Source organism: Pseudomonas brassicacearum (assembly GCF_003732265.1).
Classification (GTDB): Bacteria; Pseudomonadota; Gammaproteobacteria; order Pseudomonadales; family Pseudomonadaceae; genus Aquipseudomonas; species Aquipseudomonas brassicacearum_D.
In genome coordinates this window covers 56,798-72,926 of the sequence record NZ_MOBK01000004.1, presented here as the reverse complement: position 1 = coordinate 72,926, position 16,129 = coordinate 56,798, and the positions used below count along the sequence as shown (strand labels likewise).

The following is a 16,129-nucleotide window of genomic DNA, read 5'->3' as shown; positions in this document are numbered from 1 at the left end:
TCCACCAAGGGTGTCGAGTCATTTTGAGGCAGTGAAGTGTTGTTGCTCATGGCGGATACCTGGGCGAAATGTCGAGGCCGGGAAAGCCTCTTGGTGCTTCGAAGGTAATCAGGCACCACCCACCCGAGGTGGTAGATAGATATCGTGGATAAAAAAGACCCGCGAATGCGGGTCTCAGGTTCTGCCCGGTTTACGACCCCGAGGCCGCGGCCGGCACTTTTGCGAAGAATAGGCTGGTCGCCAGTTGCGGACTGATTTCGCTGCGGTAGATCGAGATCGCCTGGAGGTCGTCGTTGGCGGAGCGGGACTCGGTTGCGCCACCCAGCAGTCGTTGCTGGACGGTTTTCAGGTGTGCCGCGGTGAAGGTGTGTGCAGGCGAAGCGGGCTCGGAGTAGTGGAAGTGGGCATACCACAGAACACTTTGGTTGCTGTGATCGCGGACCTCATATTCCTCGAGAAAGTCTCTTTTACGGCTTTTGAGCAAGCGTCGGCCGGGGGTCTTGACGATATCGACCTGACCTTCACTTTGCAGCCAGCGGACGCGCTCCGCCGTCGGCGGCTGCAGTTTGGTCATGCTGATTCGGGTCAAGCGTCCCTGATTGTAGAGTCTGGTTGCCCCGTCGTTCAGTTGCTTGGCCAGCGTCACGGCGGACCCCGGACCACCTTCGGTGGAATTGTTGGCGGTCAGCGCATCGTCGATTGCGCTGGCGGCGTCCTGCAGTCGGTGAGCCTGCTGATGAAACATTTCCTCTATTTCCACGGGTATTCGTCGCGTGCCTTTCGAGTGGGCCTGCGTTCGACGAATGAACGCGTCCAGCCCAGCCAGCAATGCCTGGCCTTGAGCCGTGCTTGCACTCAAGTCGGGTTGGCTAACGGCGGGGGGAGCCGGTTTCGGGGGCACTCTTTCAACCCAGACCCCCGGGGTCTTTTCATGGAAGGTCGAGATGACCTTTCCGGTCAACGCCGAGGTCACGTCGATCAGTTCTGACCCTTGCATCGCGGAGTCGGCACGTGGCCGGCCCACCACCGTGCCTTTGTAGCGGGTCTTGATGATTCGCTTGGCGGGAGCGCTCGGCAGGCGGGAAGGGCCGGGTTGCGGCTCGAGTGCCTTGCGTTCGCGCAGCAAGCTCGCCAGTTGCTTCACGGTGCGCTGTTGAAAAACGTCGATACGTTGGCGCATCACGTCGAGGGGTGTTTGCAGGAACTGCCCGGGAAACTCCGTGGGCAGATCGACGATGCGCTGGTCGGTGATCGTCAGTTGCTCCACCAGATCGCTGAGCCCATCTATCCGCTCGGGCAAGTGCAGCACCTCTTCGTCAGCAGCCAGATCCAGTGACGCCTGAATCGCGAGGCCTGCATTTTCGACAACGCTCTCCAGTGCCTGGCGCGCTTCAGATGCGGGCTCAACGCTGTTGTCGAGGCACAACTCTTGACCGAGTGTGATCTGGAACAGCTTGAGGTCCTGTAAATCGAACGACGGCATGTTGGCCTTGACGTCGCGGATCACTTCGATGGCTTCTTTGCCGAGCAGGTTCAGTTGCTCGAAGCACGCATGTGCCGACTCGATTTTGTTGATGTAGCCGGCGGTCAACTCGCCCGTGAGTTGATGGGTTTGCCGGACGGCCTGTGTGTTTTCCGTTGGCGGGTTGTCGAGAAAATCGAGGGAAAGGCGCATTTGATTGCCGAAAACCGGCTGCTGGTGAACGAACCATTTTTGCAGCAGCGACAGCTGGAAATCCAGGCGGCTGATCATTGCTTTTCGGTAATTGGGAATCGCCTCGCGAGCATTGAAGGCTTTCATCTGTTCCATGTTGGTGCTCAGGAAGGACATCTGCGCGTCGAGCATTTCAAGGTACAAGCGACGATGGGTGCCGGTGGCTGTAACCGCCTGCGCGCTTTTTTCCGCTTCCTTGAGCTCTGTTTCGCGGCTTTTGTTCTGGCTCTCGAACGCGATCATTTGCTGTTTCAGTTCAGCCTGGCGTTGCCGGTTTTGTTGTTCCAGCCGTTGTTTTTCCTTGCCCCCGGCCTTGAGTCTCAGCCGCGTATCGATAAACCATTCGCCCCTGGCATTCTTGACCAGCAAGGGCCCCGTGCGTGTGGGAGACCGACGTGAGTCAATGATCTGCACATCGTCATTGTCGTTGAGGGTGACCTCGAACCATCGCTGGCCAACCTTCGCATACCATTTTCCCTCGAGCGAACTGAGGTGTTGGCGAAGGCCGGGCTCGCTGGAGGCGGCTGCCATTCCTTTGGGTTCGGCGATGGCCAGTTCATCAAGCAAGACGCCCAGGGATGAAGGAGGCAGCGTGGCGATGGCGTGCAGAGACGTCTCATGGGGGATTGGCAGCTGATCGAGGTCGGGCAGACGGGTGATCGTGAGGGTGTGGGCAGGTTTGCTTGAGGGTGTTACGGGCGGCGGCTCGACCTTCTCGGGCAACCGCGAGACGGGCTTATTGCGAGTGGCAGCCCGATGGGCCAATACCATGCCCAGTGTCAACAGCAGATCGGTCAGGGCGGACCAGGCGAGTGAGCTGTCGTCGTTTTCTTCTGCATCGGTAATGTTCTGCAAGTCATCCATGATCTGCCAGATCCACGCCGCAACCCCGGCGGTGCGACCGAGGAAGGGCAGCGCGACATTGAACAGCATCCATGAGCCTTGCTTGAGCGTTGCCCAGCGAGCTTGTGCATTGGACACCGATTGATGGTCCGCCAGGGTAATCATGGCGTTGGCGTTGGCTTTGAACAGAGCCGCCAGCGTCGCGTCATCGAGGACCGTTGCACTGAGTGTCACCGCGCCCATCTTGCCCAGGGCTGAAGTCGGATCGACCAGCAATTGGGTCAGCGTCCAGACCGAAGGCAACTCACCGCAAAACACGTACTGGGAATAGTTGAAGCGTACATCGTCGGACAGCCAGGCCAGGATCGATTGGCGAAGCGGTTTTTCGTGCTTGATTGCATACAGCAGATTGGCCTCGCTCGGGTACTGCATCAGCGAGGGGGTGAGCAACGGTCGGTAGAGCAGGCACGGTCCTCTATCGGTGAGTCGCGGACCGATGACGAACATGTTGGCGACTTCATCGCCTTTGCTGCCGGCGCGATCACCGGTGATAAAGGCCAGCGGTCGAATGACAATCTCCTGCCCGTTCACCCTGCGGTCGGCAGTGTTTTCCTGCAGGACGGCGTTGACGTACTGGTAACCACGCTCATCAATACCCGCCTCGCCGCGCATCTTGTGCTGCAGCGCCTGCAAGGGCAACTGGGTACGCAGATGGCGGGTGTAGAGCGCCTGTCGTCGTTGCGCTTCTTGCGGATCATCAAGCAATTTACGCTTGATCAGCGCCGGGTAAACCCCACCGATATCGACCTGCGTGACGAGATTTTCAAGATAGGCAGGAGTCATCCAGACGGGTACGGCGTCGCCGTTTTTGCAGTTCACCGTCTTGTTTCCCAGCGGAACGGCAATCAGGTTTTGCAGCGCCAGTTCGATCAGCGACAGCGTGGTGGTTTGCGTCTTGCCGGGTATCACGACAGCGCCAAGTACCACGACGCTGGTGATGCTGATTTCAATGTCTTGCAGATCCAGGTCGGCTGCCGCTGGATGATCCTTGATCATCTGTTCTTGCAGGGTCTTAAGCGCAAACGCCGGCAGCGACGAGAGGCCTTCGTCGAAGGTTTTTCCAGCGTCCTGTTCCCGCAGCTGCGCCAGGTCCATCAAGTGTCGGCTGTAGCGGGTGAGGTCCGCTGACGAAGCGTTTTTCAGCCAGCCGGTCAGTAACCCCTGAACCTTGTTGAAGCGTGACGACGGCAGGGCTTCAAATTCAGTGAAGCCTTTTGCAGCAGCACTGATTGGTGGCGAAAGAAGTGTGGCAGAAGTGCGCTGGACCGAACTGAATGCGCCAATCGCTTCGACCTCGAGCGCAATCAGCGCGCAGGCCTGGTGATGAAAGAAGTTGCCCTCGGGTTCATACAGGCGCCATTGCAGGGTTTGCTCGACGCTTGACGTTCCAGAAGGTTTGAACACCGCTTCACCCAGCGCGGCAACCGAATCGTAACGCTTGAACCCTTCGACAATCGAGTGCGTCAGCACCAGGGTGCGCTCGCCCAATGTGCCCACGAACACGGCGATTTCCAGAACGCGCAGGTGTTTGATGACTGTGTTTTCTAGCAGGTCGGTGTCGATCAGGCAGGCCTTGGTCAGGTATTTGTCCTGGGTCCGTGTTGCGCGATCCGGATGAGTGAACACGGCCTGGGCCATGGCTTTTTCATCGGCATCCCAGTCTGAGGCGGGATCGGGGCTCCAGATGTCCTGCAGCGATTGCGCGAGCGAATGCCAGCGCGGTGTCGAAGGGCTTGTCTCCTGGTTCCAGTAATCAAGCTGCTGTTGCTGATAGGCGATGAACAATTGCGGTGCGAGCGCGTTGAGCAGACACCCGATGGCATCGATTTTTACCGGCAATTGAGCGAACGGTTCAGCGCCCGGTTGCAGGGTCAGGAAATGTTCGCCATCGAGGAGCGTCACCGTCGATTCCGACAAACCGAGCCGTACCAGCACATCGGTGAGCGATTCAAACACTTCAGGGCCGGGCACGATCTCGGTGCCGGTATCGATCCAGGTCGGGGTGACGACCGTGGCGAGCGTCGGGTCAATCTTCAACTGTGGATACAGCGCGTTGAGCGCAGGGCTCAGCGCGGTCGCTGCGACCTCTCTGATCGAGGGGCCGGTGACCAACTGGGTCAGTACCTCTTCTGCACTCGGGGCAACGGTGTCGGACATGGTCGTCTCCTGACTGAGAACGCGCCGCTGCGGATTGCGCAGCGCGGGATCAGTGGAAGGTATCGGGCGACCCAACGTGTCGGGTGGTACATAAATATCGCAGGCAAAAAAAGACCCGCGTCGCCGCGGGTCTTCGGTTTTCAGTCGGGTATCAGGTCCCGGACTTGATCTTGGTCCAGGCCCGCGTACGCGCACGTTCGGCATCGCGCGGCAGGGGTTGCAGGGTGTAAAGCGTGCTCATCGCCGTTTCGGTCGGGTACAGGTTCGGGTTGTTGCGGATCGCCGGGTCGACCAGTTCCGTGGCGTCCTTGTTCGGGTTCGGGTAACCGACAAAGTCGCTGACCGGCGCGATGACTTGAGGTTGCAGCAAGTAGTTGATGAAGGTGTAGGCGTCTTCCGGGTTCTTCGCGCCTTTGGGAATCGCGAGCATGTCGAACCAGATCGGCGCGCCTTCCTTGGGCAGGCGCATGTCGACGATCACGCCGTTCTTGGCTTCCTTGGCGCGGTTGGCCGCCTGGGAGAAGCTGCCGGAGTAACCGACCGCGACGCAGATGTCACCGTTGGCGATATCGGCCATGTACTTCGAGGAGTGGAAGTAGGTGATGTACGGGCGGATCTTCATCAGCAGCGCTTCAGCCTTGTCGTAGTCCGCCGGCTTCTTGCTGTTCGGGTCGAGGCCAAGGTGTTGCAGGGCCAGCGGCAGGATCTCCGACGGCGAGTCGAGCAGGGCGACGCCACACTGCTTGAGCTTGCTGATGTTCTCTTCCTTGAAGATCAGGTCCCAGCTGTCCACCGGCGCATCGGCACCCAGCACGGCTTTGACCTTGTCCGGGTTGAAGCCGATCAGAATCGTGCCGTACATGTAGGGCACGGCGAATTTGTTGCCAGGATCGTTGGCTTCGATCAGCTTCATCAGCTTCGGATCGAGGTGATTCCAGTTCGGCAGTTTGCTGCGGTCCAGCGGCTGGAACACGCCGGCTTCGATCTGCTTGGCGAGAAACACATTGGACGGCACCACCACGTCATAACCGGAGTTACCGGTCAGCAGCTTGGCTTCCAGCGCTTCGTTGGTGTCGAAAATGTCGTAGACCAGTTTGGTCTGGGTGTTCTGGGCCTTGAAGTCTTCCAGCGCCTTGGGGGTGATGTAGTCGAACCAGTTGTAGACGCGCAACGTTCGCTCTTCAGCATGAACCGCACCACTGAGCACCGTGGCGCACAGGGTGGGGATGATAAAACGCTTGAGTCTGTTCATTGTTCTAATTCCTCAGTGGGCGCTTTCAAAACCTTCGAGAACGTTCACGGCGTTGATGCCGATTTCTTCTACCGCGTAACCGCCCTCCATCACGAACAGCGTCGGCTTGCCGAGGCGCGCGATGCGCTCGCCCATGGCCAGGTAGTCCGGGCTGTCGAGTTTGAATTGGGAGATGGGGTCGTCCTTGAACGTATCGACGCCCAGGGAGACGACGACAATGTCGGCGCCGTAGTTTTCGATCTCTTTGCAGGCCTGATCCAGCGCTGCACTCCAGGTGTCCCAGCCAGAACCGGCGGGCAGAGGGTAGTTGAAGTTGAAGCCTTCACCCGCGCCTTCGCCGAGCTCGTCTTCGTAGCCGAGGAAGAACGGAAACTCGGCTTCCGGGTGGCCGTGGATCGAGGTGAACAGCACGTCGCTGCGTTCGTAGAAAATCGATTGAGTGCCATTGCCGTGGTGGTAGTCGACGTCGAGGATCGCGACTTTTTTGTGGCCCTGATCGAGGAATGCCTGGGCGGCGATGGCGGCGTTGTTGAGGTAGCAATAACCGCCCATCAAATCGCTGGCTGCGTGGTGCCCCGGCGGACGGCACAGGGCGAAGGCACTGCGCGCGCCGCGCTGGATGTGCGCTTGGGCGGTCAGCGCGACTTGTGCCGCGCTGTACGCCGCTTGCCAGGTACCGGCGGTGATCGGTGCGCCACCGTCGAAGCTGTAATAGCCGAGCTGGCCGTGCAGGCTGGTGGGCTTGATGGCGCGCAGTGTTCGCGCCGGCCAGGTGTAGGGCAGCAAGTCGCCGTCGGTGTTGTATTCGGTCCAGCGTGCCCATGCCCCCTTGAAGAAGTCGAGGTAGTCGCGGCTGTGGATGCGCGCGATCGGGTCGAGGCCGAAATCCTGCGGTGCTTCGACCGCGCCGAGGTTCTGGTTCTTTACGCGTTGCAACACATGGTCGGCACGCGACGGCATTTCGAAGCAGGGCTTGAGTTGCCCGTCTATCAATTCGCAACGGCCGTGGTGCAGGTGGTGATCGTCCGAGTAGATCGTCAGCATTTTCTTGTTCTCCGCAGGCTGATTCGGTTGAACACAGTCTTGCGGCAGGCGGCGTTTGGGAGAACGGCAGGAAAGGCCAAAAGGGGATTGATATGGCCAAAAGGTTTGACCGAAATTCGCCCCTTGATGGTGCGGCGGTGCCCCATTTTCGGATATGAAATGCAGACATTGTGGGAGCGAGCCTGCTCGCGAAAACGGTGTGTCAGACGACTTCAGTGTTAGCTGTGCCGCCGTCTTCGCGAGCAGGCTCGCTCCCACATTGGTTTATCGGTGGGGCCGGAACTGACTCGGTGCCACCCCGCTCCAGCGCACAAACGCATGGCGGAAACTCGCGGTCTCGCTGAAACCCAGCGCCTCGGCGATCCGGTAGATCGGCAACTGGTCCTCGCAGAGCATGTGCTTGGCCTGCTCGAAACGCAGCTCATCGAGCAATTCCTGATAGCTGCACCCCGAATCCTTGAGGTGTCGACGCAAGGTGCGCGCCGAGCAATTCATCTGCTCGGCCAACCCCTCAAGCCCCGGCGCGGCATTCAACTGTGCGCTGAGCAATTGCCGAATCCGCCCCAGCCACGCCTGGCGCCCGGTGAACTCGGTGTTCTGTTTGCGGCAGCGTTCGGCCATGGCTTGATGGGTGATGACATCGGCGAGCGGCAAGGGCTGGTCGAGCCATTTGCGATCGAACGCAAACGCGTTGTCCCGTGCCTCGAAGCTCAACCTGCAATCGAAATGTTCGGCGTAGGTGGCCTGATAGTCCGGCGCGGTGTGTTCGAAGCGTGCGGCCAGCAGTGGAAGCGTGTGACCGAGCAGGTCGTCGCAGATCACTTTCAACGACACCAGACAGAATTCGGCATTGAACACGGCCATTGCCGGGCTCTCCCGGTAATCCGCCGCGACGAACCAGACACGCTCGCCGTCGTCTTCCAGGCTTAGCTCGAAAAGTGTTCCCAACAGCGCCGGATAGCGCATCGCCAAGCGCAAAGCGTCACCGAAGGTGGCACTGGTGAGCAGCGCGTAGCCGAGCATGCCGTAGCACGAAACGTGCATTCGCCGGCCCAGTTCCAGGCCAATGTCACGCTTGAGCGCGACCGCGTTGGCGCAGACCTGCATCTCCTGATTGGTGGTGATGCGCGTGTCCGCCCGGTTCAGGTCCGCCGCGCTGATGCCGCTTCCGGCGAGCAAGTCCTCGCTGGACAGGCCTTGGTCCTTGAAGGTGTTAAGCACCAGGGAGACGGCGTTGAGGGTGGTGAGGTGGGAGTGGAGCATGGGCGGCTTCCAGCCTTGGGGTGGCTGGAACGCAGCAAGTTATATGCCTGATGGAGATCCCTGTGGGAGCGGGCTTGCTCGCGAAGGCGGCGGCACATCCAACAATGATGTGACTGATCTATCGCATTCGCGAGCAGGATCGCTCCCACAGGGTTTTTCGGCGTGTCAGATGAGTTCGCCGCAGAGGTCGAGTTCTACAAGCTGCCGAACTTCAGCGGTGCTGAGTCCGGCACCCAACAACGCATGCAACTTGCCGAACGCCGCCTCACGGGTCATGCCGCCACCCGACAGCACGCCAACGCCACGCAAACGGCTGCCGGCCTCGTACACGTCCAGCTCAACACCACCTTCATGGCACTGCGTCACGGCGACCACCACAACACCCTTGTCCCGCGCCCGTTCCAGGCTGGCGAGAAACTCAGGGTTATCACTCGGCCCGGTGCCGCTTCCATAGCACTCCAGCACCAGACCCTGAATACCGCTGGCGAGCAGGCCATCCAGAATCTCGGCGCCGATACCGGGGAACAGCGGCAGTACGGCGACTTTCGCCAGTTGCCTGGGTTGGTTGTAAGTCAGCGGTGCCGGCAGGGAAGCCGCCTTCACACCACCGCCCTGACGCTCAAGCCGCTTGAACGGGTGACGACCGAAACTGCGCACTTTCGCGCAACGGGTCGGGTCCAGCAGTTCGCCGTGGAAGTACAGATGAACGCCCGGAGCCAGGCCATGGCCGAGGGCAACCAGCGCACCGCTGAGGTTTTCCCAGGCATCGCTGTCGGTCACGCCGGCCGGCAGCATCGAGCCGGTGAAACACACGCGGGCGTGCAGGCCGAGTAACTGGAAACTTATGGCCGCTGCGCTGTAGGCGAGGGTGTCGGTGCCGTGCAGGATCAGCACGCTGTCGCAGCCCTGCACATCGACAGCGTCCACCACCGCTTCACGCAGTTGCTGCCAGTACGCCGGGGTCATGTTGGCGCTGTCGATCAGCGGCGACATTTCGCGAAAGCGCCACTGTGGCACCACCAATTCGGGTTGGTTGTGCAGGTATTCACGCATCCGCGCTTCGAAACCGGACGCCGGGGCCAGGCCGTGGGCGCTGGCTTGCATGCCGATGGTGCCACCGGTGTAGAGCACCATGACGTGCTGGGCGGCAGGGTAGGTCGAGGAATTCATGAGGGTTCTCCGAGAACAATGACATTCCTAATGTGGGAGCGGGCTTGCTCGCGAAAGCGGTGTGTCAGTCAACGATGATGTTGAATGTTACGACCTCTTCGCGAGCAAGCCCGCTCCCACATGGGGTTTCTCACTTTAACCGATCAGCGTTGCGCTGCGGGTACGCCTTGTGGCTCGGCTTCAGCCTTGGTAGCAGCCGCTGGCGGGTTGGCTGGCCAGGCTTGCAGGTCCAGGTCCAGATCCGGGAACTTGCTCGAATCGAACACCGGGGTCTTGATCCCGGCAGCACGCTGGTCATCGTAGTCACGCAGGATGCGCATGCCGACCTTGAACAGCAGGAACAGCGCGATGAGGTTCACGAACGCCAGCATGGTCATGGTGATGTCGGCGAAGGCGAACACGGTGCTCAGGTTTTCGATGGCGCCCCAGAAGATCAACACCAACACCAATGCGCGGTAGCCGATCAGCGCCTTGCGGTTTTCACCGATCAGGAAACGCAGGTTGCTCTCGCCCAGGTAGTAGTTGTAGAGAATCGAGGTGAACACGAACAACGACAGGGCCACGGAAATGAACATCCGGCCCCAGTCACCGACCACGGCGGCCAGAGAGTTCTGGGTCAGGGCAATGCCATCGCCTTCGAAGCCCGGGGTGTAGAAGCCCGAGAGCAGGATCAGCAGCGCGGTGCAGGTGCAGATCACGAACGTGTCGAGGAACACGCTGAACGCTTGAACCACACCCTGAGCAACCGGGTGCTCAACCGACGCGACCGCTGCCACGTTAGGCGCACTGCCCAGGCCCGCTTCGTTGGCGAACACGCCACGCTTCACGCCCATGACAATCGCACTGCCGATCAGGCCGCCGAACGCCTGGTCGAGACCGAACGCGCTTTTGACGATGGTCATCAACATCGCTGGGACGTGATCGAATTGCAGCACGATCACGTAGATGGTCACGCCGATGTACACCAGGGTTTTCACCGGCACCAACAGGTCGGCGACCTTGGCGATGCGCTTGATCCCGCCGATGAACACCAGGCCCAGCAATACCGCCAGCGCGATGCCGGTGTAGGTGGTGTCGAGGCCGAAGGCGTTGTTCAGTGAGTGAGTCACGGCGTGGGATTGCAGACCGTTGAAGGCGAAGCCGAAGGTGATCAGCAGCAGGAACGCCATGATCATGCCCAGCCAGCGTTTCTGCAGGCCGTGCTGAATGTAATAGGACGGGCCGCCACGGTAGGTGCCGTCGGAATCGCAGCGCTTGTAGAGCTGGCCGAGGGAACATTCGAAGAAGCTGCTGGACATGCCGACCAGCGCGGTCACCCACATCCAGAACACTGCACCTGGCCCGCCAAGGGTCACGGCAATACCGACACCGGCGATGTTGCCTGCACCGACACGGCCGGCGAGGCTGAGCATCAGGGCCTGGAACGAGCTGAGTTGGCCGGCGCTGCTTTTGAGGCTGTCGCCGAATACAGAGAACATGTGAAAGAAGTGGCGCAATTGAACGAAACGCGAGCGGATCGTGAAGTAGCTACCGAGCCCGACAATGAGCACGATCAGTACTTTCCCTGAGAGGAAGTCGTTAATGACTTCGAGCATGGATTATTCCTCGCTGTTTTTTGTGTAGGCAAATGTTGGGCAGGCAGCAACATCGCGTTACACCGATGTGCGCGTGGCACAACAGATGAGGCGCGTGTTCGTCCCGGTCCCATTTCGCAGGTTTGTTATTAGTTCGGGTTTCGCATGGGTTTGGGCCTCGTTACCGACGACCGCTCATGCGAAGAGGGGCGGCACTATACCTAGGAGAGTGCCGTCCGTCTGCACAGTTGTGGTGCAAGCGATGACGAGAAGCCTTTGAAACACCTGACATTTTTGCGCCAGGCTTGTGTAGGAGTGAGCCTGCTCGCGATGCGGACGCTGCGGTGTTTCAGTTACACCGCGTAATCGTTCATCGCGAGCGGGCTCACTCCTACAGAAGACGGTTGTTCTTTCAAAAGTTAAAAAAAAGGGCCTGGGGATACATCCCCAAGCCCTCAAAAGGTGAGAGGTGTCTAGTCCCTCGACCTGGTGAGCGGTGCTACAAGTAACGCGTCGGTTCAGGCTTTAAGCGGAACCAGACGCGGAGCAATCATGTTTTCCGGGCGCAGGATGTCGGCAAGCATGGCGTCGTCGAGCAAGCCTTCTTCGCGCACCAGTTCCAGCACGCCGCGGCCGCTTTCGAGGGCGATACGGGCGATGCGGGTGGCGTTTTCATAGCCGATGTACGGGTTCAGTGCGGTGACCAGGCCGATCGAGTGCTCGACCAGTTCGCGGCAGCGTTCTTCGTTGGCGGTGATGCCGGTGATGCAGTGCTCGCGCAGCATGTCCATGGCGCGTTGCAGCAGACGGATCGAGTCGAAGATCTTGAACGCGATCAGCGGCTCCATCACGTTCAGTTGCAGCTGGCCGCCTTCGGCCGCGATGGTCAGGGCCAGGTCGTTACCGATGATCTGGAACGCTACCTGGTTAACGGCTTCCGGAATAACCGGGTTGACCTTGCCTGGCATGATCGAGCTGCCTGGCTGACGCGCTGGCAGGTTGATTTCGTTGATGCCGGTGCGTGGGCCGCTGGACAGCAGGCGCAGGTCGTTGCAGATCTTCGACAGTTTGACCGCGGTACGCTTGAGCATGCCGGAGAACAGTACGAAGGCGCCCATGTCGGACGTGGCTTCGATCAGGTCGGCGGCCGGAACCAGCGGTTGACCGCTGATCAGTGCCAGGCGCTGAACAGCCAGGTGCTGGTAACGCGGGTCGGCGTTGATGCCGGTACCGATCGCAGTACCGCCCAGGTTCACTTCGGTCAGCAGCTCGGGTGCCAGTGTTTTCAGACGCGCCAGGTCTTCGCCCAGGGTCGTGGCGAAGGCACGGAATTCCTGGCCCAGGGTCATCGGCACGGCGTCTTGCAGCTGGGTACGACCCATCTTCAGGACGTGGCTGAATTCTTCACCTTTGGCGGCGAACGACTGGATCAGGCTGTCGAGGCTGGCCAGCAGTGCGTCGTGACCCAGCAGCAGACCCAGGCGGATCGCGGTCGGGTAGGCGTCGTTGGTCGACTGCGCCATGTTCACGTCGTTGTTCGGGTGCAGGTATTGGTATTCGCCTTTCTGGTGACCCATGGCCTCCAGTGCGATGTTGGCGATGACTTCGTTGGCATTCATGTTGGTTGAAGTGCCAGCGCCGCCTTGAATCATGTCCACCACGAACTCTTCGTGGAAATCGCCGCGGATCAAACGTGCACAGGCTTCGCTGATGGCAGCGTGCTTGGCTTCGCTCAGGTGACCCAGTTCGCGGTTGGCGTCAGCGGCGGCCTGTTTGACCATCGCCAGACCGACAACCAGCTTCGGGTAATGCGAAATCGGAACGCCCGAGAGGCGGAAGTTATTCACCGCTCGCAGGGTCTGGATGCCGTAATACGCTTGAGCAGGTACTTCGAGTACGCCAAGCAGGTCTTTTTCTGTGCGGAAAGATGCAGCGGAGGACATGATAGAAATCATCTCGATAGGGACCCGGTCTGTGCCGGAACACTGCAAATGCTAGGCTTGTGGAGAATTTTCGGCCAATGCTGTTAAGCACTGGCCTATGCACATTCGGCATAATGCCCATGTGACGCCGCGTGTGCGGCGAGCGTGTGACCTAAATTGGTGCGTGTCCGGGAGGACGTGATGAATCTGGAAAGTAAATGGCTTGAGGACTTCAGCGCCCTGGCCGCCACCCGCAGCTTCTCCCAGGCTGCGGAACGCCGCTTCGTGACACAACCGGCGTTCAGCCGGCGGATCCGCAGCCTTGAAGCCGCGCTGGGGCTGCAACTGGTCAATCGCTCGCGCACGCCCATCGAGCTGACGGCGGCGGGGCAATTGTTTCTGGTGACGGCGCGGACCGTGGTCGAGCAGTTGGGCGAAGTACTGCGCCATCTTCATCACTTGGAAGGCGGGCAGGGCGAAGTGATGCAAGTCGCCGCCGCTCACTCTTTGGCGCTGGGTTTCTTCCCGCGCTGGATTGCGCAGTTGCGCAACGAAGGTTTGAACATCGCGACGCGTCTGGTCGCGACTAACGTCGGTGACGCGGTGCATGCCTTGCGTGAAGGCGGTTGCGATTTGATGCTGGCGTTCTACGACCCGGATGCGGCGTTGCAGATGGACCCGGAAATCTTCCCTTCGCTGCACCTCGGCCATACGGAAATGCTCCCGGTGTGCGCAGCGGATGCGGACGGCAAACCGTTGTTCGATCTGGAAGGCGAGGGCAGCGTGCCTTTGCTCGCCTACAGCGCCGGCGCGTTTCTCGGTCGCTCGGTGAACATGCTGCTGCGCCAGCGGGCGCTGCGCTTCACCACTATTTATGAAACCGCCATGGCCGACAGCCTGAAAAGCATGGCGCTGGAGGGTTTGGGGATTGCCTGGGTGCCGCAACTCAGCGTGCGCGCGGAACTGGCTCGGGGTGAGCTGGTGGTATGTGGCGGTCCGCAATGGCATGTGCCGCTGGAGATTCGCCTCTACCGCTGCGCACTGGTGCGCAAGGCCAACGTGCGATTGCTGTGGCGCAAGCTCGAAGGCGGCGCCGCGCAAGGTACTTGAAACCCAATGAAGATCAAGTGTGGGAGCGGGCTTGCTCGCGAAGGCGGTGTATCAGCCAACACAAAATGTGAATGTCAGATTGCATTCGCGAGCAAGCCAGCTCCCACAAGGGGATTGGGGGTGTAGTTGGCTGACTCGCAAGTCAATAAAACCGGCCCTTTGCGCCGTATGACAGATGGTCGTTTCGGGGGCTGTTTATCTGTGTCATTACGGTATACTGCGCGGCCTTCGGCCGGTTCGCCCGGCCATAATTCGTACAATCAAGCCACGCATCCTGCGTGGCTTGTTGTTTTTTGACGCGCCTGCGGGCGCCCAGAGAGAAGAGGCACGACGATGAGTGCACTGGTTGGCGTGATCATGGGCTCCAAGTCCGATTGGTCCACCCTTAGCCACACCGCCGATATGCTGGAAAAGCTCGGCATCCCTTACGAGGTGAAAGTGGTCTCTGCCCACCGCACCCCGGACCTGCTGTTCCAGTACGCCGAAGAGGCTGAGGCCCGTGGCATTGAGGTGATTATCGCCGGTGCCGGTGGCGCGGCCCACTTGCCAGGCATGTGTGCGGCCAAGACCCACCTGCCGGTGCTGGGCGTGCCGGTGCAATCGGCGATGCTGTCCGGCGTCGATTCGCTGCTCTCCATCGTGCAGATGCCGGCCGGCATCCCGGTTGCGACCCTGGCCATCGGCAAGGCTGGCGCGATCAACGCCGCGCTGCTGTCGGCGAGCATCCTGGGCGCCAAGCATCCGCAGTTCCACGAAGTGCTGAAAACTTTCCGTGCTGAGCAGACAGACAGCGTCCTGGACAATCCAGACCCACGCATCGCCTGAGGTTGTTGACGATGAAGATCGGTGTAATCGGTGGCGGCCAGTTGGGTCGCATGTTGGCGCTGGCGGGCACCCCGCTGGGTATGAACTTCGCTTTCCTGGACCCCGCGCCGGATGCTTGCGCAGCCGCGTTGGGCGAACACCTGCGGGCCGATTACGGCGATCAGGATCACCTGCGTCAACTCGCCGATGAAGTCGATCTGGTGACCTTCGAATTCGAAAGCGTCCCGGCCGAAACCGTGGCGTTCCTCTCGCAATTCGTGCCGGTCTACCCGAGCGCCGAAGCCCTGCGCATTGCCCGCGATCGCTGGTTCGAGAAGAGCATGTTCAAGGACCTGGGAATTCCCACCCCAGCGTTCGCCGACATTCAGTCGCAAACCGATCTGGACGCCGCCGTGGCTTCCATCGGTCTGCCGGCCGTGCTGAAAACCCGCACCCTGGGTTACGACGGCAAGGGCCAGAAAGTCCTGCGCAAACCGGAAGACGTGGTCGGCACCTTCGCCGAGCTGGGCAGCGTTGCCTGCCTGCTGGAAGGCTTCGTGCCGTTCACTGGCGAAGTGTCGCTGATCGCCGTGCGTGCTCGCGATGGCGAAACCCGTTTCTATCCGCTGGTTCACAACACCCACGACAGCGGCATCCTAAAGCTGTCCGTGGCCAGCACCGATCACCCACTGCAAGCCCTGGCGGAAGACTATTCCAGCCGTGTGCTCAAGCAGCTGGATTATGTCGGCGTGATGGCGTTCGAATTCTTTGAAGTCGACGGTGGCCTCAAGGCCAACGAAATCGCCCCGCGCGTGCACAACTCCGGGCACTGGACCACTGAAGGCGCCGAGTGCAGCCAGTTCGAAAACCACTTGCGCGCCGTTGCCGGTCTGCCGCTGGGTTCGACGGCCAAAATCGGTGAGAGCGCGATGCTCAACTTCATCGGCGTTGTACCGCCGGTTGAGAAGGTGATCGCGATTGCCGATTGCCACCTGCACCACTACGGCAAGGCGTTCAAGGCCGGTCGCAAGGTCGGTCACGCCAACCTTCGCTGTGCAGACCGCGAGACGCTGGCGGCACAGATCCTCAAAGTCGAAGCGCTCATCGCTGAGTAAAATAGTTTCATGTGGCAGCGGCGGAACCATTCTGGGGCCGCCGTTCTCTCATGGCAGGATGCCAAAGTCTGACTAGGCTTTGGGCATTGCCATTCAATCAG

Annotated in this window: 10 protein-coding genes; 3 read left to right on the top strand and 7 right to left on the bottom strand. The window is 60.3% G+C overall.

Translation table 11 applies throughout. The features are described from left to right. Nucleotides 1–190: 190 nt before the first annotated feature. The 7 genes from BK660_RS09975 to aspA all read right to left on the bottom strand — a co-directional run bounded on the left by BK660_RS09975 (nucleotide 191) and on the right by aspA (nucleotide 13,020). Nucleotides 191–4,774, bottom strand: coding sequence for a dermonecrotic toxin domain-containing protein (locus BK660_RS09975; protein ID WP_123433169.1), 4,584 nt, complete (start codon nucleotides 4,772–4,774; stop codon nucleotides 191–193). A 151-nt stretch (nucleotides 4,775–4,925) separates the two neighbouring features. Beyond that, nucleotides 4,926–6,026, bottom strand: a complete 1,101-nt coding sequence (locus BK660_RS09970) for a polyamine ABC transporter substrate-binding protein (RefSeq protein ID WP_123433168.1) — start codon at nucleotides 6,024–6,026, stop codon at nucleotides 4,926–4,928. A gap of 12 nt (nucleotides 6,027–6,038) precedes the next feature. Next, nucleotides 6,039–7,070 (bottom strand): histone deacetylase family protein, encoded by a 1,032-nt coding sequence (locus tag BK660_RS09965; RefSeq protein WP_123433167.1) that lies wholly within the window; start codon nucleotides 7,068–7,070, stop codon nucleotides 6,039–6,041. A 264-nt stretch (nucleotides 7,071–7,334) separates the two neighbouring features. Beyond that, a complete protein-coding gene (locus tag BK660_RS09960) occupies nucleotides 7,335–8,333 on the bottom strand; it encodes an AraC family transcriptional regulator (protein WP_123433166.1) in 999 nt (332 codons plus the stop codon). Nucleotides 8,334–8,498: 165 nt separating this feature from the next. Beyond that, nucleotides 8,499–9,503 carry an asparaginase gene (locus tag BK660_RS09955; protein ID WP_123433165.1) on the bottom strand — a complete coding sequence of 335 codons (1,005 nt, stop codon included), beginning with the start codon at nucleotides 9,501–9,503 and terminating at the stop codon, nucleotides 8,499–8,501. Between the two features lie 143 nt (nucleotides 9,504–9,646). Continuing rightward, a complete protein-coding gene (locus BK660_RS09945; protein ID WP_123433164.1) occupies nucleotides 9,647–11,098 on the bottom strand; it encodes an alanine/glycine:cation symporter family protein in 1,452 nt (483 codons plus the stop codon). A gap of 497 nt (nucleotides 11,099–11,595) precedes the next feature. Continuing rightward, on the bottom strand, nucleotides 11,596–13,020 hold the full coding sequence (gene aspA, locus BK660_RS09940; protein ID WP_027926288.1) for an aspartate ammonia-lyase: 1,425 nt from the start codon (nucleotides 13,018–13,020) through the stop codon (nucleotides 11,596–11,598). A gap of 180 nt (nucleotides 13,021–13,200) precedes the next feature. On the opposite strand from aspA, the gene BK660_RS09935 reads away from it, so the two are divergent. The 3 genes from BK660_RS09935 to BK660_RS09925 all read left to right on the top strand — a co-directional run bounded on the left by BK660_RS09935 (nucleotide 13,201) and on the right by BK660_RS09925 (nucleotide 16,028). Next, the gene (locus BK660_RS09935) at nucleotides 13,201–14,109 is read left to right on the top strand and encodes a LysR substrate-binding domain-containing protein (RefSeq protein WP_027926289.1); all 909 of its coding nucleotides are present in this window, start codon (nucleotides 13,201–13,203) and stop codon (nucleotides 14,107–14,109) included. A gap of 333 nt (nucleotides 14,110–14,442) precedes the next feature. Then, on the top strand, nucleotides 14,443–14,934 hold the full coding sequence (gene purE, locus BK660_RS09930; RefSeq protein ID WP_008030713.1) for a 5-(carboxyamino)imidazole ribonucleotide mutase: 492 nt from the start codon (nucleotides 14,443–14,445) through the stop codon (nucleotides 14,932–14,934). 11 nt (nucleotides 14,935–14,945) lie between these two features. Then, entirely contained in the window at nucleotides 14,946–16,028 is a 1,083-nt protein-coding gene (locus BK660_RS09925; RefSeq protein ID WP_123433163.1) for a 5-(carboxyamino)imidazole ribonucleotide synthase, read from the top strand. The last annotated feature ends 101 nt before the right edge of the window (nucleotides 16,029–16,129 follow it).

Excerpts from the sequence above, each read along its gene's own strand:
- BK660_RS09975 (WP_123433169.1), bottom strand. The coding sequence starts at position 4,774 with ATGTCCGACACCGTTGCCCCGAGTGCAGAAGAGGTACTGACCCAGTTG.
- BK660_RS09955 (WP_123433165.1), bottom strand. The coding sequence starts at position 9,503 with ATGAATTCCTCGACCTACCCTGCCGCCCAGCACGTCATGGTGCTCTAC.
- purE (WP_008030713.1), top strand. The coding sequence starts at position 14,443 with ATGAGTGCACTGGTTGGCGTGATCATGGGCTCCAAGTCCGATTGGTCC.
- BK660_RS09965 (WP_123433167.1), bottom strand. The coding sequence starts at position 7,070 with ATGCTGACGATCTACTCGGACGATCACCACCTGCACCACGGCCGTTGC.
- BK660_RS09935 (WP_027926289.1), top strand. The coding sequence starts at position 13,201 with ATGAATCTGGAAAGTAAATGGCTTGAGGACTTCAGCGCCCTGGCCGCC.
- BK660_RS09925 (WP_123433163.1), top strand. The coding sequence starts at position 14,946 with ATGAAGATCGGTGTAATCGGTGGCGGCCAGTTGGGTCGCATGTTGGCG.
- aspA (WP_027926288.1), bottom strand. The coding sequence starts at position 13,020 with ATGTCCTCCGCTGCATCTTTCCGCACAGAAAAAGACCTGCTTGGCGTA.
- BK660_RS09970 (WP_123433168.1), bottom strand. The coding sequence starts at position 6,026 with ATGAACAGACTCAAGCGTTTTATCATCCCCACCCTGTGCGCCACGGTG.
- BK660_RS09960 (WP_123433166.1), bottom strand. The coding sequence starts at position 8,333 with ATGCTCCACTCCCACCTCACCACCCTCAACGCCGTCTCCCTGGTGCTT.
- BK660_RS09945 (WP_123433164.1), bottom strand. The coding sequence starts at position 11,098 with ATGCTCGAAGTCATTAACGACTTCCTCTCAGGGAAAGTACTGATCGTG.